The sequence below is a fragment of the Streptomyces sp. 5K101 genome (assembly GCF_046506645.1).
GTDB lineage: Bacteria > Actinomycetota > Actinomycetes > Streptomycetales > Streptomycetaceae > Streptomyces.
Window position 1 is genome coordinate 212,271 of sequence record NZ_JBKFFO010000009.1, and the last position, 17,663, is coordinate 229,933.

General features: G+C 71.1%; 13 protein-coding genes, 3 tRNA genes and 4 pseudogenes. 13 read left to right on the forward strand and 7 right to left on the reverse strand.

Translation table 11 applies throughout. The features are described 5' to 3' along the window. Positions 1-114: 114 nt before the first annotated feature. The 5 genes and pseudogenes from ACLB9X_RS19325 to ACLB9X_RS19345 all read left to right on the forward strand — a co-directional run bounded on the left by ACLB9X_RS19325 (position 115) and on the right by ACLB9X_RS19345 (position 1,493). A tRNA-Asn gene (locus tag ACLB9X_RS19325) sits at positions 115-187 on the forward strand. Between the two features lie 5 nt (positions 188-192). Next, positions 193-265 (forward strand) — tRNA-Asn (locus tag ACLB9X_RS19330). Positions 266-464: 199 nt separating this feature from the next. Next, positions 465-541, forward strand: a tRNA-Ile gene (locus tag ACLB9X_RS19335). 311 nt (positions 542-852) lie between these two features. Further along, the gene (locus ACLB9X_RS19340; protein ID WP_410361624.1) at positions 853-1,077 is read left to right on the forward strand and encodes a type II toxin-antitoxin system VapB family antitoxin; all 225 of its coding nucleotides are present in this window, start codon (positions 853-855) and stop codon (positions 1,075-1,077) included. Further along, positions 1,074-1,493, forward strand: a pseudogene (locus tag ACLB9X_RS19345) (PIN domain nuclease). The gene ACLB9X_RS19340 and the pseudogene ACLB9X_RS19345 overlap by 4 nt, the downstream one beginning before the upstream one ends. Before the next feature lie 16 nt (positions 1,494-1,509). On the opposite strand, the pseudogene ACLB9X_RS19350 reads toward ACLB9X_RS19345, so the two are convergent. The 3 genes and pseudogenes from ACLB9X_RS19350 to ACLB9X_RS19360 form a co-directional block, all read right to left on the reverse strand. Beyond that, positions 1,510-1,856 (reverse strand): annotated as a pseudogene (locus ACLB9X_RS19350) (transposase family protein); the annotation flags it as partial. Positions 1,857-1,916: 60 nt separating this feature from the next. Further along, positions 1,917-2,255, reverse strand: a complete 339-nt coding sequence (locus tag ACLB9X_RS19355; protein WP_410361625.1) for an amidohydrolase family protein — start codon at positions 2,253-2,255, stop codon at positions 1,917-1,919. A 22-nt stretch (positions 2,256-2,277) separates the two neighbouring features. Next, a pseudogene (locus tag ACLB9X_RS19360) lies at positions 2,278-2,496 on the reverse strand (amidohydrolase family protein); the annotation flags it as partial. Positions 2,497-2,597: 101 nt separating this feature from the next. Here ACLB9X_RS19360 and ACLB9X_RS19365 point away from each other — a divergent pair. Further along, positions 2,598-2,894, forward strand: coding sequence for a hypothetical protein (locus tag ACLB9X_RS19365; protein WP_410361626.1), 297 nt, complete (start codon positions 2,598-2,600; stop codon positions 2,892-2,894). 166 nt (positions 2,895-3,060) lie between these two features. On the opposite strand, the gene ACLB9X_RS19370 is transcribed toward ACLB9X_RS19365, so the two are convergent. Further along, complete coding sequence (locus tag ACLB9X_RS19370) at positions 3,061-4,314, reverse strand: SLC13 family permease (protein ID WP_410361627.1); 1,254 nt, start codon at positions 4,312-4,314, stop codon at positions 3,061-3,063. Between the two features lie 106 nt (positions 4,315-4,420). Beyond that, positions 4,421-5,542, reverse strand: coding sequence for a PrpF domain-containing protein (locus tag ACLB9X_RS19375; protein ID WP_410361628.1), 1,122 nt, complete (start codon positions 5,540-5,542; stop codon positions 4,421-4,423). A gap of 173 nt (positions 5,543-5,715) precedes the next feature. Between ACLB9X_RS19375 and ACLB9X_RS19380 the strand changes: the two genes are divergently transcribed. From ACLB9X_RS19380 to ACLB9X_RS19395, 4 genes are all read left to right on the forward strand, one after another. Continuing rightward, the gene (locus tag ACLB9X_RS19380) at positions 5,716-6,669 is read left to right on the forward strand and encodes a LysR family transcriptional regulator (RefSeq protein WP_410361629.1); all 954 of its coding nucleotides are present in this window, start codon (positions 5,716-5,718) and stop codon (positions 6,667-6,669) included. A gap of 836 nt (positions 6,670-7,505) precedes the next feature. Continuing rightward, a complete protein-coding gene (locus tag ACLB9X_RS19385) occupies positions 7,506-7,748 on the forward strand; it encodes a type II toxin-antitoxin system Phd/YefM family antitoxin (protein ID WP_410361630.1) in 243 nt (80 codons plus the stop codon). After that, the gene (locus tag ACLB9X_RS19390; RefSeq protein WP_410361631.1) at positions 7,736-8,134 is read left to right on the forward strand and encodes a PIN domain-containing protein; all 399 of its coding nucleotides are present in this window, start codon (positions 7,736-7,738) and stop codon (positions 8,132-8,134) included. The genes ACLB9X_RS19385 and ACLB9X_RS19390 overlap by 13 nt, the downstream gene beginning before the upstream one ends. Positions 8,135-8,333: 199 nt before the next feature. Continuing rightward, positions 8,334-10,016, forward strand: coding sequence for an SWIM zinc finger domain-containing protein (locus ACLB9X_RS19395; protein ID WP_410361632.1), 1,683 nt, complete (start codon positions 8,334-8,336; stop codon positions 10,014-10,016). A gap of 8 nt (positions 10,017-10,024) precedes the next feature. Here ACLB9X_RS19395 and ACLB9X_RS19400 read toward each other — a convergent pair. Both ACLB9X_RS19400 and ACLB9X_RS19405 read right to left on the reverse strand, forming a co-directional pair. Then, a pseudogene (locus tag ACLB9X_RS19400) lies at positions 10,025-10,301 on the reverse strand (VapC toxin family PIN domain ribonuclease); the annotation flags it as partial. Next, entirely contained in the window at positions 10,298-10,555 is a 258-nt protein-coding gene (locus tag ACLB9X_RS19405) for a type II toxin-antitoxin system VapB family antitoxin (protein ID WP_410361633.1), read from the reverse strand. The gene ACLB9X_RS19405 and the pseudogene ACLB9X_RS19400, both read right to left, overlap by 4 nt. A gap of 165 nt (positions 10,556-10,720) precedes the next feature. On the opposite strand from ACLB9X_RS19405, the gene ACLB9X_RS19410 reads away from it, so the two are divergent. From ACLB9X_RS19410 to ACLB9X_RS19420, 3 genes are read left to right on the forward strand one after another with little or no spacing between them, the layout of a single operon-like run. Then, positions 10,721-12,331 (forward strand): TIGR02677 family protein, encoded by a 1,611-nt coding sequence (locus tag ACLB9X_RS19410; protein ID WP_410361634.1) that lies wholly within the window; start codon positions 10,721-10,723, stop codon positions 12,329-12,331. After that, positions 12,328-13,557, forward strand: coding sequence for a TIGR02678 family protein (locus ACLB9X_RS19415; RefSeq protein WP_410361635.1), 1,230 nt, complete (start codon positions 12,328-12,330; stop codon positions 13,555-13,557). The genes ACLB9X_RS19410 and ACLB9X_RS19415 overlap by 4 nt, the downstream gene beginning before the upstream one ends. Beyond that, positions 13,554-17,663, forward strand: coding sequence for a TIGR02680 family protein (locus ACLB9X_RS19420; protein WP_410361636.1), 4,110 nt, complete (start codon positions 13,554-13,556; stop codon positions 17,661-17,663). Before ACLB9X_RS19415 ends, ACLB9X_RS19420 begins: the two co-directional genes overlap by 4 nt.

Here is a 17,663-nt window from a genome sequence, read left to right on the forward strand (position 1 = left end):
CGGTGCCGAACCGATTGGCGGAGCACCCCCCTGCTTGCGCTAATGTATGTGTCGCAGCGAGCGCACGCCCTCCGGAAGCACTGCCGGTAGGTGCGATCGGTGCACACGCAGCAATCCCCTGTAGCTCAATTGGCAGAGCAGCCGGCTGTTAACCGGCAGGTTACTGGTTCGAGTCCAGTCGGGGGAGCGCGATCCCCTGTAGCTCAATTGGCAGAGCATTCGGCTGTTAACCGGAGGGTTGCTGGTTCGAGTCCAGCCGGGGGAGCAGAGACGGAAGAGGGCCCCGACGAGGGTCCTTTTTCGCGTTCCGGGCCATTCCTCGTGTGATCCGGGCGACATCCGGAACCAGGCGGCACGCAGCGAAGTCCTCATGGTGGAGCGTTGCCGTCCGTGCGAGGCAGGAGATCGTATGACCGGCTATGCTGCGGCAGACGGCGCGCACAAATGTGCGCGACGCGCCGTTAGGGGCGGTAGCTCAGCCGGTTAGAGCAGCGGACTCATAATCCGTCGGCCGTGGGTTCGAGTCCCACCCGCCCCACCACTGAGTGGCATTGCGGTATCGTTCTGACCTGCATAAATGCAGGAGTGAGGGTCCTCGGTGAATCGCCGAGGACCCTCACTGTAGCCCCGAACCAAGATCAAGTGGACGCGCAGTGGACGCGGCGTGTCCGAAATGCAGTGAATGCCTGGTAGGTCGTGTATGGCCTAAGGGTGATCGGGATTGATGTCATCACGTGGCGGTCGAATCGCCGACCCAGCTTCTTTCGCTGACCCTCGCCGTGGAGCTCCCGCGATGAATGTTGGTGACGTACATCGGATATGTGCATGATGTCCCCAGAGTGGGTGGTGAGCATGTCCGTTACCCAGATCGACCTTGATGACGAGGCGCTGGCCGAGGCGATGCGCTTGATGGGCATGACGACGAAGAAGGAGACCGTCAACACGGCTCTGCGAGATTACGTGGCCCGTATCAAGAGGCTTGAGGCCGCGGAGAAGCTGGCCGAGCGGGGCGAGTTCGAGGAGGCCGCAGCTGCGTACGAAGCCGCTCAGCGCGCGCGTTGGGCGGCCTTTGAGTGATCACGTATCTCGTTGATACCTCTGCGCTGTGGCACCTGTTCCGTACCCCTGGGGCGCTGCGGCCCTGGGAGGGGCACATTGCTGCTGGGGTCTTCCATATCTGCGAGCCGACGCGCACCGCGTTTCTGTACTCGGCTACCAGCCCATCTCATCGCGACGAGTTGACCGGGGAGTTGGATGCTCTCTGCCAGCTCTCGCCGGTCCCGAAGAACGCGTGGCGCTGAGTCGATACCGTCCAGTACAAGCTCACCCAGCGCGGACAGCACCGTGCCGCTGGAGCCATCGATCTCCTGGTGTGCGCAACAGCGATCCACCACGGCCATACCGTGCTCCACGTCGACAACGACTTCGCCACCGTGGCGGCCGTGCTCAAGGAAGTGCAGCAGCGCGACGCCCGCGCCTGCCCAAGACAATAGCCACGGTGGTCGACCATGCCGCCGCCCGGCCGCATAACTCCCGCGCCACCTGGGATGTCTGCCAGGCAAGCCGCACCATGCGGCGCTGATGGCGCTCCAGCAGTCCGGGAATGTGCTCGCGGAAGGTCTGCCGCCAGCAACCCAGCACCGGACAGACCAGCCGCCGGACGCGCAGGTGGACGACGACCTGGCGGCCGTCGACCGGCACGTCCGTCACCGTCCGGCGGTGATACCCGTGCACCCTCACCGTCGGCGTCCGGCACACCGGACAACCGCCACATCCCGCGTGCGGGCCGAGACCACCACAGCGTCACCACCGTCCGCCACGTTCTCAACGACCAGCACCGACAGCCCGGAAATCACCATCCCCACAAGGGAGTTGACATCCATTACAAGATCGTGATCACGGACAGCTACGCGGCGTCACAACCGACTACAGGCCAGAGCCGATGACTGGAGAGGCCCGGGGCCGAAGTCGAAGCAGCGGGTCGGGTTGTCCACCAGGAGGTGGGTCCGGTCGGCTGGTGAGGGGGCGATGGTGGTGAGGAGGTCGACGAGGTCTCCATCGTCGGCGACGTAGCCGTGGGTGTTTGGGTGGGGGAAGTCCGAGCCCGAGACGGCCCGTTCGGGAGCGGTGCGGAACAGGAGGTGGGCCAGGGCGGCGGCGTCGGTCAGGTCGGGTGGGGTGATGGCGATGCGGTCGGCGCCGCTGAGCTTGACCCAGACGTGGCCGGTGTCCAGGAGTCGGCGGAGGGCTGTCACGGTGGGAGTGGAGGCCCTTGCGCAGGTCAGGGCGGCCCATGTGGTCGATGACGACGGGCAGGGGCAGGGAGCGGACGAGCTCTTCGTGGTCGGCGAGGCAGTCGCCGGTGACGTGCAGGGCGATGTGCCAGCCGTAGGGACGGACGAGGGCGACGACGGCCGCGATCTCCTGCGGGGAGGGTGCTTTGCCCAGGTGCGGGGCGAAGTGGACGCGGGTGCCGCGGACGCCGGCCTCGTGCAGGGCGGGCCACCTCGGCCGGGTCGGTGTCCGGGCGGATCAGGGCCACCCCCCGGTACTTCCGTTCTAGTGGTCGTCGCAACACCCCAGTTCAAGGGGGTGCGATGGACTCCGAGATCCGGGAGGAGCGGGGGAACTGCGGCCGCAAGCCTCTGGCCCGTGAGCGGGAGGAATACCTTCGGCTCGTGGATCTTGGGATAAGAAGGGTGCGGTGGATGTACGAGGGCAGGCCCATGGAGTCGGCCGTCGCCTATGACCTGCCAAGCATCGGGGAACGCAAGGATGTGGGCCGTCGACGGCACCTGGGAGCGGGTCTGCAGGCCGCACAGGCGCGGGGACGGCCCGCGACGGCGGGCGGGGTCGGGTGCGACAGTCCCGATGCGGAAGCGGCGGTCGCTTGACCTCCAGGTGGGGGCCTTACCCGCGTTGCGTCGAAAGCGTCGCATCGGTACACGCCCCCCGTCGCCGACTGCGTCCGTATCCCCCTGGTGCTGCACACAGAATCAGCACGGAGGGCGCCGTGTGGTCCGGCTCGGCGCCCTCCGCTGTCCGTCGTCGGTCTTTGCGCTATGACCAGGGCAGGACCAGGGCGCCCCAGGCAACGACGGGGCCGAGGGCCACGATTCCGCCGGTGTAGCCGATGACCTGGCGGTAGAAGCGGCGGGTGTCCACCCCACGGGCGTTACTGAGGACGAGTGCTCCGTTGGTCGAGAAGGGAGAGGTGTCGACGATCGTCGTGGAGACGGCGAGCGCGGCGATCAGTCCGGCGGGGGTGAGGTGGCTGGAGAGCAGCAGCGGTACGGCGATGGGGATGATCGCTGTGAGAATCGCGGTGGAGGAGGCGAAGGCGGAGGTGATGGCCACGGTGAAGCACAGCAGCAGGGCGACGAGGATCGGGGCGCCCAGGTTGGCGGCATGTTCGGAGATCTCCTCGATGATGCCGGCCTTCTCCAGCATCGCGATGTACGTCATCATGCCCGCGACCAGAAGCAGGGTGGACCAGCTGACACCGTCCACGGCCTTCTCCTGCCGCCTCATGTCCACCAGGGCCAGCAGGGCGCCGGCAGCCAGCGCAAGGAAGCCGATCTCCAAGTGGAAGCCGAGCGCGCCGACGACGAGGGCCACCAGAGAGGCGAGGGTGAGCCACTGCCGCCAATCGGGCCTGCCGGAGACGGCGAGGTCCTCGTCGTCGGTTGCCTCCGCGGCGCCCTCGACCAGCGGGGCGGGACGCTTGGCGAGCAGGGCGTAGGTGAGGATCGAGAGCACCAGGTTGATCACGAAGCTGGCGCTGAACAGCGCCACGGCGGAGACCTGAAGATCGGTCTTGTCGACGAGGCCGAGCACCAGCGCACCGGAGACGGCCAGCGGGGAGAACGCGCCCGCGTGCCCGCCGCTGATCACCATCATGCCGACGACCAGCGGGTTGAGCTTGTAGCGGTAGGCGAAGTTCATGCCGATCGGCGCGAGGATCGCGACCGCGGCCGGGGTGAACGTACCGAACGCCGTCAGCAGGGCGGCCACCAGGAACAGCACCCAGGGGATGAGCCCGACCTTGCCGCGTACCAGCCGCACCCCGGCCGAGACGAGCCATTCGATGGTGCCGTTGCGGCGGGCGACGGAGAACAGGTAGGTGACTCCGACGATGGTGACGAAGAGCTTGGCCGGGAACCCCTCGAAGATCTCGTCCTCGGTGAGGCCGAGCGAGGCGGTGCCGACCGCGAAGGTGGCGACGAAGGCGAGGATGCCCAGGTTGATCGGCAGCACGGTGCCGACCACGAACATCACCAGCAGGGCGCCTATGGAGATCACTTCAGCAGACATCTTTGTCCTTGGTGCGGTGGGGACGGGGGGCGCGCCCCGAGGGCGCGAGGGTATCCCGGTGCGGACGGCTGGGAGCCAGCCTGACCGAGGTGATGTTCGTCGCGGCTCAGGCGGCTTGCGGGCTGCCTGCTTCCGGTACGTAGATTCGGGCGTCGGCGAGCAGACGGGCCGCGCGCTGCACGGTGACCCGGTGCGGCAGGCCGTCCCTTACATCGGTGCAGCGGACCGCGACGACGCCGGCGGGCGTGCCGAGGCGCAACCACTCGTCGGTCGGGCCGCCCGCGGTCCGGCAGACCACGGACCCCTCCAGCAGCCCGGCCGCCGCGACGGCGACGGCGGAGGTCAGGCCGATCGCGGGGTGCGGGGCGTTCATGGTGAGCATGCGCACCGACACGTCGTAGTCCTCGGCACCGATCGGTTCACCGAGGGTGGTGGTGTACGGCACCGACGGGCCGACCAGGCCCACCTTGGGCACCGCGTCGCCCGGTTCCTCGCCCGGCTGGAGCAGCCCCATCAGGGGTGCGGCGGTATGACGGATGGTGCGCAGCCAGGGGACGTCTGCGCTCATCCGCTCCAGTGGCTCGGCACCGGTACGCCCGGCACTGGCGGCGTCGACAAGGACGACCGGAGCTCCTGCGGTCACCATGCTCACGCGTACCGGCTCGGCGGCGCCGACCCGCAGGTCCTGGGCGGCCTGGCCGGTGGGGAACGGGGAGCCGGTGGTGCCACTGGCCGGGTCGCGGAAGGTGAGGCCGACCGCGACCCCGCCGGCACGGGTGCCGGGTACCGTCTGGCGGCCGAAGTGGTGCACCACGCCTCCGGGGGTGTCGACGATCCCTTCGAGGACCGCGCCGGTATTGGTGTTGCGCATCACCACGCGCGTACGGTCGCCGGTGACCGGAACCATTCCTTTGGTCACCGCGTACAGGGCGACGCCGGTGGCGCAGTTGCCGCAGTTGCTCGTCCACTCCACCGAGCCCGTCCCGATGCCGACTTGAGCGAACAGGTAGTCGACGTCGACGCCAGGTTGGGGTGAGGCGCTGACCACGGCCGCTTTCGAGGTGGTGGGGGTTGCCCCGCCCACCCCGTCCAGCTCCACGGGGTCGGTGGCGCCGTACGCGGCGACCAGCAGCCTTTCGAGGTCGCCACGGTCGGAAGGGACTTCGACCTGGTTGAACAGCCAGCACTTGCTTGTGCCGCCACGCACCAGGGTCGCGGGAATGTGCACGTCTGAGGCTCTTCCTGGATCAACGGAGGTAGGGGGAAAGGGCCAAGGCAGCGGTTACGGGCGCATTGCGGGCCGGTGAACCGCTCGGCGATTGCGGAGACCTTCGCAGAGGCACGACTTTGAAACAATCGCAGTTCGCTTCACCTGGGTTTAGCTCAGCTAAAGTCGACGCCATGCTCAACGTGCGCCGTCTGCTGCTGCTCACCGAGGCCACCGAACGCGGTTCACTCACCGCCGCGGCGGAAGCCCTCGGCATGACCACCTCCGCCGCCTCCCAGCAGATGTCCCTGCTGGAGCAGGAGGCAGGGCAGCCCCTCATCGAGCGGCTGCCACGCGGTATCCGCCCCACCCCGCCGGGTGCCGCGCTGGCCGAACGCGGTCAGGCCATCCGCCGGGAGCTCCGTGCCGCCCAAGCCGACCTGGACTCCTTCACCGCCCTCGACCAGGGCACCTTGCGGCTCGGGTCCTTCCCCACGGCGAGCGCGTCCCTGCTGCCGCTGGCGCTCACGCGTTTCCGACGTCGCCACGCCGGCATCCGCATCGAGGTACGCGCCGGAGCCCTCGCGGAGCTCCGGGAGATGCTGCACACCGGCGAGGTGGAGCAGGGGCTGCTCTGGGACTACGAATGGAACCGCCTCGACGATCCGGCACTTGCCCTCACCCACCTGCTGGACGACCCCACGGTGCTGGTCGTCCCTGCCGACTCACCCCTGCGCACACATCCCTCCGTGCGCCTCGGCGACCTCGCCGACCAGGAGTGGATCATCCGCGCCGACAACCACCCCGTCGCCGACGTCCTGCGCCGAAGCTGCCGCCAGGCGGGATTCGAGCCGCGCATCGCCTACTCGTCGCACGACTACCAGGAGGCGCAGGCCATGGTCGCCGCCGGTCTCGGTATCGCGCTCGCACCCCGCCTGGCCCTCACCAGCCGACGCAGTGACGTACGCCTCCTGCCGTTCGCCTCCGACGTCCCGGCCCCCACCCGCCGCATCCTCCTCGCACGCGCCGCGGCAAGACCCGCCACCCCACCCGCCCAGGCGATGGCCCGCGTCCTGCGCACGGTGGCGCAGCGATTCACCGCCCCAGACCTGCACCGGGCCCAGCTCGGGGCGGTCCGGCGGGGCTGACGGTGCGCCACGAGCTGCGCCACCAGGCAGCGGTTCGCACTGGTCGTCGAGGAACGTCCGGGCGACTTGGCCGTTCGGCCGCCCAAGAACTGCACGCCCCTGACGGCCGCGGTGGAGACTCTGCCGATCCCGCGGGTTCAACTCCTCCTCCATGCCATGGCCGCAGCCTGCGTCGATGGCTTCGGTCTCACCCGTTCGAGTGCCGAGGGAAGGGGGCGAGTGGACCCGCAGTGGACACGCAGTGGACGGAAGGCCCCGGAAGGATCAGGAAGCCGGGGGAGGGGTCCGGAAGCGTCTAGCCTTTTGACCTGCGGAAACAGGCCGATCGGTGCAGGATCAGGAAGATCGCGGACGACCCGAAAAGGACTCATAATCCGTCGGCCGTGGGTTCGAGTCCCACCCGCCCCACCAGTGACGTGCCCTGACCTGCGGAAACGTCTCTTCAGTGCCTCTGAGTCACCTACTCGGCCCCAATGGAGAGAACCCGCTGCTCACAAGTACTGCCTGAGGTATCACGCCGGGTGTCTGGGCACCCTTGTCAAGGTTCTGACCTGCGGCAATAGAAACAAGCTCGGCTGCTGGGGGTTACGCAGTGAAGCCCAAAAGCAAGGTCCAGGGGACGCGCAGGGGACGCGAGGAAATGGAGCGGACCCGCAGGAAGCCGGGCGGCCTGACCGTCGGCGCCGTCGCTGTCCACCTCGCCCCCGCCTGCCGGGCCCCGCTCTCCGGTCACTGTTCGGCTTGAGGTGTCGAACGTCAAGCAGAGGGAGGTCGTCAGAGGCTCGGCCTGCCTTGTCGGGTATCAGATTCTCTGAGAGTATGAGGTCATGAGGACGATGACCGCTACCGAAGCGTCACGGAACTTCGCCTCCGTGCTGGACAGCGCGGAACGCGGCGAAACCATCGTGATCACCCGCGGGGGCAAACGCCTGGCCGTGCTCGGCCCGGCGCCCAAAGCCACGGGCCGTGCGGTGAAGGATGCTCTCCTGCCCTACGTCGACACCCTCGACGACGCCTTCGAGGGCGATGTGATGGCCACCCGTGATCTGCTGACCCTGGACGATCCGTGGAACGACTGATCCTGGACACCGGCGTATTGATCGCGGTCGAGCGCCGGAAAGTCGTCCTCGACCATGTGCTCGCGGACGATGACGATCCGGTGATCGCCGCCATCACGGCCGCGGAGTTGCTCCAGGGCGTCGAACTGGCCGACGACACCAACCGGCTTGCCCGCCAGTCATTCGTCGACGCCGTCCTCGCCACGGTTCCGGTCGAGGAGTACACCGTGGACATCGCGCGGGCTCATGCGCGACTGCTCGCCCACGTGCGCAGGGCCGGCCAGCCCAGAGGAGCCCACGATCTGATCATCGCGGCAACCGCCCTGGCCACGGCGCGCACAGTGGTCACCTACGGCAAACGAGCGCGCTTCGACGACCTTCCCGGTGTTCGTGTACGTCGGTTGTGACGGGCCCGGGCGAGCTGTCGTCAATTGTGCCTGTCGCGCCTGTCTCAGCCGCTGGCTGCCCACCGAGTGGCGGGAGTCATGGCATAGCAAGCGGAGTTGGGACGGGCTGAAGTGGGGGCGTGGTTCGTGTGTCGGCCTCCTGCCGCAGATCAGATGGTGCGGCTCGCCCGGCCCTGCCGCCCCGCGGTTGAATGCCGGTGTGGCACGGAAAGTTGTGGGGTTCGGCGAGGACGATCTGCGGTCGTTGGCCGGGGCTCGGTCCTTCGAACGGGGGCTGGGGTACCTGGATGCGGTGAGCGGTCTGGAGGTGGGGGACGGCTCGGTCACCGCCGTGGTGCACGGGACGGATTCCTACGAGGTGGAGCTCACCCTCGGCGGGGAGGACGGGCTCTCGGCATGGTGCGACTGTCCCTACGGGCAGGAGGGCAACTTCTGCAAGCACTGCGTGGCGGTGGGGCTGACCGTGCTGCGGCGGGCGAAGACGATCCCGCATCAGCGGGCCGCCGCACGGGCACGTGCCTCCGGCCTGGAAGCGTGGCTCACGGCGCTGTCCCGGGACGAACTCCTGGCGCTGGTGCGGGAGCAGATCGCCGAGGACCGCCGGCTGCGCCGACGCCTGGAGTTGCGGGCCGCCGCCGCTCGCTCCGACCTCGGTACGGTCCGGGACCGGATCCTGGCGCTGATCGACCCGAGGCCTTTCGCCCGGTACGGGTACATCGAGTACGCCGATGCCCCCGGGTACGCGCAGCAGGTGGCAGAGGCGGCGGCCGCGCTGCGCGCCCTGACCACCGACGGGCGGGCGGCGCAGGCGGTCGGTCTGGCCGAGGAGGCGATCCGGGTGCTGGGGGAGGCGTATGGGGAGATCGACGACTCCGACGGTGTGGTCGGTCAGGCCGCCGCCGCGGTGGCCGAGGCGCATCTGGAAGCGTGCGGAGCTGCGCGCACCGATCCGCAGCGGCTCGCCGAGTGGCTGGCCGGCCAGATGCTCGGCGACAGCAACGATGTGACGGACCTGGACCCGCTCGACTACGCCGACGTGCTGGGACCGAGCGGGCTTGCCCGCCTGCGGCAGTTGGCGGCCGAGGCGCTCAGGCGCAGGCCGTCCGGCTGGGCGGAGCGGTATCTGATGGAGCGCCTGGTCAAGGCGGAGGGTGACGTCGACGCGGTGGTCGCCCTTTACGCACAGGACCTCGACCCGTCAGGTGCCACGCATCTGCGCATCGCCGAGGAACTCGAATCGGCGGGCCGCGCGGACGAGGCGCTCGCGTGGGCGGAGCGCGGACTGCGGGACTGCGCCGCCGAGACGCACATCGATGGCCGCGTGGCCGACTATGTGTGTGCCCGTTACGCGAAGGCAGGGCGGCGCGCCGACGTGGTGGGGGTACGTCGGGACCGGTTCCGTGTCGAGCGGTCCCTGGCCGCCTATCAGCATTTGCGCTCCGCCGCCCAGGCGGATGAGTGCTGGGAGGCCGAGCGCGTGGCCGCGCTGGCCGCTCTGAGGGAAGACGCCCGCCGTGAGCGCGGCGGCCGGTACCACGGGCCCGTGCTGATCGACGCCCTGCTCGATGACGGCGATGTGGACGCGGCCTGGCGCGAGGCCGTCGGCTTCGCCGACGACCGGCAGTGGGAACAGCTCGCCGACCTGTCGCGCGAGACGCACCCGGCCGAGGCGCTCGCGGTCTATATGCGGCTGGTCGAGCGGCTGAAAGAACCGACCGGCGACCGTGCCTACGAGCACCTGGCGCGGCTGCTGCTGGGTGCCCGTGACTGCCATCGTGCGCTGGGGACGCAGGAGGCGTTCACCGACTATCTCGCCGACCTGCGGGCCGAACTGAAACGCCGGCGCAAGTTGATGAACATCCTCGACCGGTACGGGCTGTAAACGGGGTTGCGGGTGATCGTCTCGAAGTCGCGGTCGTGGTGGAGCAGCGTCAGCCCCGCCTCTTCCGCGGCGGCGACCAGCAGGTCGACGGGTCCGCACTGCGGTGCTCGCCCTCGGTGGTGAGCAGTTCCTGGACGACGCGTGCGCGTCGGTGGATGCCGTCGGGCATGGGGCACCAGGTGGAGTGTGCGTGCGCTTCACGTGGTCGTCCCACTCGGCCGTGGTAGGGCCGAGGAGGAGAGGGGCGAGGGCGGAGGTGTCGATCAGGTTGTCGGCGCCGGTCACGCATCCGCTTCTGCGTCGTGGACACCGTCCTGCCTGCTGGTGGGCCGGTACTTGCTCTTGTCGAGGAGGATGTCGATGTCCAGGGCGCCTTCGGCGGTCAGTTCGCGGGCTTCTCCGAGAGCGCGCCGTCGCCGGTAGCGGGCGGTGACCTTCCGCAGGGCGGTGTTGACGGTGGCGCGCTTGGTCGTGCCTGCCGAGCTCCTTGGCGGCGTCTCCAGCGCCTCGTCGTCGAGATCGATCACGGTGCGGCTCATGGCACTCCCGTGTATGTACGGCGACGTATTCCACATGCACACGGCACGCTCCGACATGCGTGAGCGAGTGGCTCCACGCGGAGGGGCATGGGCGGGGCTGACGCAGCGCAAGGGTTTGGCCTCGATTGCCACAGCAGCGGCCTCATTGGGAAGAATGCCAGGACGATGACGTCACGCCCTGCCGAACCGGACCGCATCGGCCCCGCCGAGGCCGCCCCATCCGCGGAGTCCTCCACGGAGACCTCATACGCCCCCTTCGCACACCTCACCGCACCCAACGCCGCCCTCTACCGCCAGGTGATGCGCGTGTTCCTGACGGCCAAGGAGCGGTTCGCGGTGCATCTGCGGCCCGAGGACGTGCACGCCGCGCTGCCGCCGGAGCAGCGCCCCGCCGGCCCGGACGCCGTCGTCAAGGCGCTGGACAGTCTCGTCGGGTGGGGCAATCTGCGGGCGGATCCGGACACCTCCCGGGTCACTGCGGTCGAGGACTTCTACCGCAAACGGTTCATCTACCAGCTGACCCGGGCCGGCGAAGCCGCAGAGCAGGCGCTGTCCGTGTACGACGAGGCGCTGGGGCGGCGCGGAGCACTCCAGGCGGTGGCGCTGCACGACATCGTCACGCACCTGCGGGCGCTGCTCGTGCACGCCGCGGAGGAGGAGCCGGACGCGGCCAAGGCGCATCTGTCGCTGTCCGCGCTGACGAGCCGGTTCGAGGCGCTGGCGGAGAACGCGCGGGCGTTCATGGGATCGCTGCAGCGCACCATCGACCTCCACGGCGTCGAGGTGGAGGTGTTCCTCGCCTACAAGGACCGGCTGATCCAGTACCTGGAGCGGTTCATTCAGGACCTGATCACTCTCGGCGGGCGGATCGCCCTGCTCATCGGGGAACTGGAGGGCCATGGCCGGGTGGGCCTGCTGCTGCGGCTGGCGGCCGTTCGGGAGGCCGCCGATGCCGCTCCGGACGAGGCGGACACCGCCGAAACGCAGGCGTACGAGCGGTGGGCGGGGCGCTGGGCCGGACTCGCCGCCTGGTTCGTGTCGGCGGACGGCCGCGAGTCCCAGGCCCGCCTGCTGCGCGGACGCGCGCTCGGCGCGATTCCACAACTCCTGGCAGTGGTAAGGCAGTTGAACGAGCGGCGGGCCGGGCGCTCGGACCGGTCGGCGGACTTCCGCACCCTGGCCCGCTGGTTCGCCGAAGCCCCGGACGACGGTGCGCGGCATCGGTTGTGGCGCGCCGCCTTCGGCCTCTACTCCGCCCGCCACCTCACCGTCGACGCCGACACTCTCGCCGAACGCGCGGCGCGCCCGGTGGCCCCCTCCACCCCCTGGGCCGAGGCGGAACCGCTGCGGATCAGCCCGCAGCTGCGCCGCACCGGAAGCTACGAGCGGCGCGGCAAACCCCGCAGAGTGCAGGACCGGTCCGAGCAGCGGCGGCAGCTGGCCGAGCTCGCCGAGAAGCAGGCCGAGGAGATCGCGGCCGCCCGCGCCCGGCTGGCCACGGACGGCATCACCCGTCTGTCCGCGCTCGGCGAGCTGGACCCGGTGGCCTTCGGCCTGTTCCTCCGGCTGCTCGGCGATGCCTTGGCCACCTGGCGGCCCGGCACGACCACGACCGTGGCGACCAGCAACGACGGCACGATGGAGATCCGCCTCACCGCCCTCGACGACGGGACGACGGCCGAGATCCGCACGCCGGGCGGGGTGTTCCGGGGCCCCGACCACACCGTCGAGATCACCGACCTCACGCAGAGCATCCCCGAGCGGGAGGCACGATGACCACATCCCTGGGCGAGGTGCTGGACAGCCGGCGCACCGCCGAGTTCCACAAGGCCGCCCGCGCCCTGCTGAAGGAGCCGCTGCTGCTCGCCCGTGGCCCCGGCGCCGAGGCCTACAGCTTGGTGCGCCGGTACGCCGCCGAGCTGCGCGACTGGTTCGACCGCAACACCGGCTGGTCGCTGCGGGTGGACGCGGAGTCCGCCCGGCTGCGCAGGACGCCCGGCACCCTGGCCGACGCGACCCACCCGGCGCGCGAGGCGTCCCGCGCCGGTGTGCCGTTCACCCGCCGCCGCTATGTCCTGCTGTGCCTGGCGCTGGCCGCACTGGAACGCGGGGAGGCCCAGATCGCGCTCGGCCGCCTGGCCGAACAGGTGGTGCTCGACGCCGCCGACCCACGTCTGGCCGCCGCCGGCGTGGAGTTCACCCTCGAGAGGCGCGAGGAGCGCCTGGACCTCGCCGCCGTCGTACGACTGCTGCTGCGGTACGGGGTGCTGCGCCGGGTGGCCGGGGACGAGGACGCCTACGTCAGCGGGTCGGGCGACGTGCTCTACGACGTCGAGCGCCGCGTCCTGGCCGGGCTGCTCGCCGCCCGCCACGGCCCGTCACTGATCGCCGCGGACGGCTTCGAGGAGCGGCTGGACGCACTCACCGCGGAGAGCGCCCTGGACAGCGACGAGTTGCGGTTCCGCGCGATCCGCCAAAAGCTCACCCGCCGCCTCCTCGACGATCCCGTGCTGTACTACGACGAGCTCACCGACGACGAGCTGGCCTACCTGACCCGCCAGCGTGCCTTCCTCACCACACGTGTCATCGAACTGACCGGCCTGGTGCCCGAGGTGCGGGCCGAGGGCATCGCCATGGTCGACCCCCACGACGACCTCACGGACGTACGCATGCCCGAACAAGGCACCCACGGGCACATCACGCTGCTGCTCGCCGAGCACCTCGCCGCCGCGGACGGCGAGGTCAGCCGGGATGAACTGGAGCGCCGAGTGCGGGAACTGGCCGAGGTCCACGGCGCGTTCTGGTCCAAGAGCGCCAAACAGCCGGGCACGGAGGGGGAACTGGTCGAGCAGGCGCTGGCCAGACTGACCGGGCTCGGCCTGGTGAAGCGCACACCCGCCGGCGTGGCCGCGCTGCCCTCGCTCGCCCGGTACGCGGTCGGCGAGACCGTCGTCGTGGAACCCGCACACCGCACCTCCCAGCGAAAGGCACAGCAACCGTGACGGCCCTGCCCCACCCCGTGCCCGGCCGGTGGCGGCCGCTGCGCATCGGCCTGGTCGACCTCTTCTACTACGACACCGAGGAGTTCTGGTTCCGCGACGGCCGCCTGCTGCTTCGCGGCAACAACGGCACCGGCAAGTCCAAGGTGCTCGCCCTCACGCTCCCGTTCCTGCTGGACGGCGACCTGTCGCCGCGCCGGGTGGAGCCCGACGCCGACCCGGGCAAGCGCATGGAGTGGAACCTGCTGCTCGGCGGGGAGCACCCGCACCCCGAGCGGCTCGGCTACACCTGGATCGAGTTCGGCCGTATCGAGGAGGACACCGGGCGCGCCCACTTCCGCACCCTCGCCTGCGGGCTGAAGGCCGTGGCGGGCCGCGGCATCGCCCGCCACTGGTACGCCGTCACCGACCAGCGCATCGGCCAGGAGCTGAGTCTGCTCGACGCGACCGGCACCGCCCTGTCGCGGGACCGGCTCGTGGAGGCTCTCGCCGGGCACGGCATGGTGTACGACACGGCCACGGCGTACCGGCGGGCCGTCGACGAGGCGCTGTTCGGCCTCGGCGAGCGACGCTACGCCGCCCTGGTCGACCTGCTCGTCCAGCTGCGCCAGCCGCAGCTGTCGAAACGGCCCAACGAGGCCGCCCTGTCCCGCGCCCTGACCGAGGCACTGCCGCCGATGGACCAGGCTGTGATCGCCGACGTGGCGGAGGCCTTCCGCTCCCTGGACGAGGAGAAGGAGGAGCTGCGGGCGGCGAGCGAGGCCGAGCGGGCCGCCTCCGCCTTCCTGGACCACTACCGGCGCTACGCCCGTGTGGCCGCACGCCGCCGCGCCCGGCTGCCTCGCAGCGAGCACGCCCGCTACGAGCAGCTGCACCGCGACCTGGCCCAGGCCCGGAATGAGCGGGAGCAGGCCGAGACGGACCGGGAGGCCGCGGCCGGGCGGTTCGCGGAGCTGGAGGAGAGGGCGACGCGGCTGAAGGCACAGCAGGCCGCGCTGCGCGAGGGCCCCGAGATGCGCAGTGCCCGGGAGCTGGAGCAGGCGGCGGCCGAGGCGCGCCGCACCGCCGAGGAGCTGAAGCGAGCCGAGGCCGACCGCCAGGACGCGGCCCACGTGCACACCCGGGCCCTGGGGCGCCTCGGCACGGCCGAGCGGCGCCTCGCGGCGGCCGGGGAACGCATCGCCGACCTGGCCGAGCGCGCCCGGGACACGGCCGCGGCGGCCCGCCTCGACGGTGACCTGCGTACGGATGATGCACCGGAGGCCGAACTGCGGCGGGCCGCCGAGGAGTCGGTGGCCCGCAGGCGGCGCACTGTCGAGCACGTGGAGGAGCTGGCGGACCGCGCCGACCGGACGGCCGCCGAGCGGCGCGCCGCCGCCCGCCGCCTGGACGAGGCCGACACCGAGGCAGGCCACACCGCGCGGCGGCAGGCCGAGGCGGAGGAAACCGCCGAGGCGGCGGGCACGGACCTCGTCACCCGCGTCCGCGCCCACCTGGACGCCTGCGACGAACTCGCCATACCCGATGCCGCCGGGCTGCTCGACGCGCTGCAGGACTGGGTGACCCACTGCCAAGGCCCCTACCCGGCGCGGGAGGCGACCGGTCAGGGCCATCGCGCACGAGCGGCGCAGCTGGCCGACCAGGCAGCCGTCCTCGGGCAGGAACTGGCCGGCCTTGAGGCGCGGCGCGCCGAGGCCGAGCGGGAGCTGGCCGAGCTGGAGGCAGGCGGCCAGCGCGGGCCGGCGGCGCCGCACACCCGTACCCCTGGGCTGCGCGAGCAGGTCCCGGGCGCGCCCCTGTGGCGGCTGGTCGAGTTCCGGGACCATGTCCCTGCCGGTGAACGGGCGGGTCTGGAGGCCGCGCTGGAGGCGTCCGGGCTCCTGGACGCCTGGGTGCGCCCGGACGGTACCGCCCTGCACGCGGACGGACACGACGTGTTGCTGTCGCCCGCAGGCCCGCTCGCCGGACACACGCTCGCCGACGTGCTCCGCCCAGCCGTGGACCACGGCGATCTCCGGGCCGCGGCGGTGGGTGAGCAGACCGTCGCCCACCTCATCGCCGGTGTGGGCCTCGGCTCGGGCGGTGACACCTGGGTAAGCGCGGACGGCCGCTTCCGTGTCGGCGCGCTGACCGGCACCTGGTCGAAGCAGACCGCCGTGTACGTCGGCGAGGGCGCCCGGGAGGAGGCCCGCCGCGCCCGAATCACCGCCCTGCGCGACGAACTCGCCGCATACGCCGAGGACATGGCACGCCTCGACGCCGAACGTGCCGCGGTCGTCCGGCGGCGTACCACCCTGGACGCCGAACTGACCAGCGTCCCCGACGATGCCGCCCTGCGCCACGCGCACGCCCTCGCCGCAGCGGCCTCGGACGCCGCGCACCGAGCCCGCGCCCGCCGCGACGAACACGCCGCCGAACTCGCCGAGGCTTCCCGGCAGGAGGCCGAGGCCGCCACCGAACTCGCCGACACCGCCGGCGCGGTGAACCTGCCCACAGGGCGGGCGGACCTCGCCGCCGTCCGCCAGGCCATGGCCGACCACACCGCCGTTCTCGCCGGGCTGTGGCCCGCGCTGCGCGAGCGGGCCGACGCGGCACGTGCCCTGGCCGACGAGCGCGCGGAAGCCCGGCGGGCCGAGGAGAAGGTGGCCGAGCTGGCCCGGCGCGCCGAGGAGACCGCCCGTATCGCGACCGCCGCCGACGAGCGCCATGCCACCCTGCGTTCCACCGTCGGCACCGCTGTGGCAGAGCTGGAGCGGCGCCTTGCCGACACCGCCGACGCGCTCATCGTGTGCGACCGCGAGCAGCGCCGCGCACGCGAGGACCACACGGCCGCGGACCGGCGCGCCCACCTGGCACTCGGCCACATCGAACGCCTGGAAGTGGACGTCCGCGAGGCCACCGCGGCCCGTGCCGAGGCCATCGCCGCACTCCAGCGGTTCGCGGCCACCGGGCTGCTCGCCGTCGCCTTGCCCGAGGTGGCCGTGCCCGACCTGGCCGCCGGGCCCTGGGCCGCCACCCCGGCCATCGCGCTCGCCCGCACGATCGAGAGCGACCTGTCCGGCACCGACGACTCCGACGGCGCCTGGGAGCGCGTGCAGAAGCGGCTCAGCGAGGAGTACAAGAAGCTCCAGGACGCTCTCTCCCGGGGCGGACACAGCGCCTCGGCCCGGATGACCGAGGACGGCATGGTCGTCGAGATCGTCTACCAGGGCCGTACGCGTGCCGTCCCCGACCTCGCCGAGGCCCTCGCCGTGGAAGTCGCCGAGCTGACCCGCATCCTGTCCGCGCACGAGCGGGAGATCCTCGAAACCCACCTGCTGACCGAGGTCGCCGGCACCCTGCAGGAGCTGGTCGGCAGCGCCGAACGCCAAGTACAGGCCATGAACGCCGAACTGAAGGAGCGGCCCACCTCCACCGGCATGAGACTGCGGCTCCTGTGGCGCCCCTCCCGCAAGGCGCCGGCCGGGCTCGCGCAAGCCCGCGAGCGGCTGCGCCAGTCCGCCGACGCCTGGACGGCCGAGGACCGGGCCGCGGTCGGCGAGTTCCTGCAGGCCGAGATCGCCCGCCGCCAGGCCGACGACACCGCGGGCAGCTGGCTGGAGGTGCTCACCGCGGCCCTCGACTACCGCGCCTGGCACGAGTTCGGCATCGAACGCCACCAGCACGGCAAATGGGTTCCCGCCACCGGGCCCGCCTCCGGCGGCGAGCGCGTCCTGGCCGTGAGCGTGCCGCTGTTCGCCGCGGCCTCCTCTCATTACGCCACGGCCGGGCCCGATGCCCCGCGGCTGGTCACCCTGGACGAGGCGTTCGCCGGCGTCGACGACGACTCCCGCGCCAAGTGCCTCGGCCTGCTGCACGCCTTCGACCTGGACGTGGTGATGACCTCCGAACGCGAATGGGCCTGCTACCCACAGGTTCCCGGCATCGCCATCGCCCAGCTCTCCCGCGTCGACGAGATCCCGGCCGTCCTGGTGACCCGCTGGGAGTGGGACGGCACCGCACGGGGCAGGGGCAGCGAACCGGCTCGCCTGACGAGGACCATCCCGGCGCAGACCGGTCCACGGACGACTCCGGACGCGGCCGAAACCGAGGACACGCTGTGGAGATGA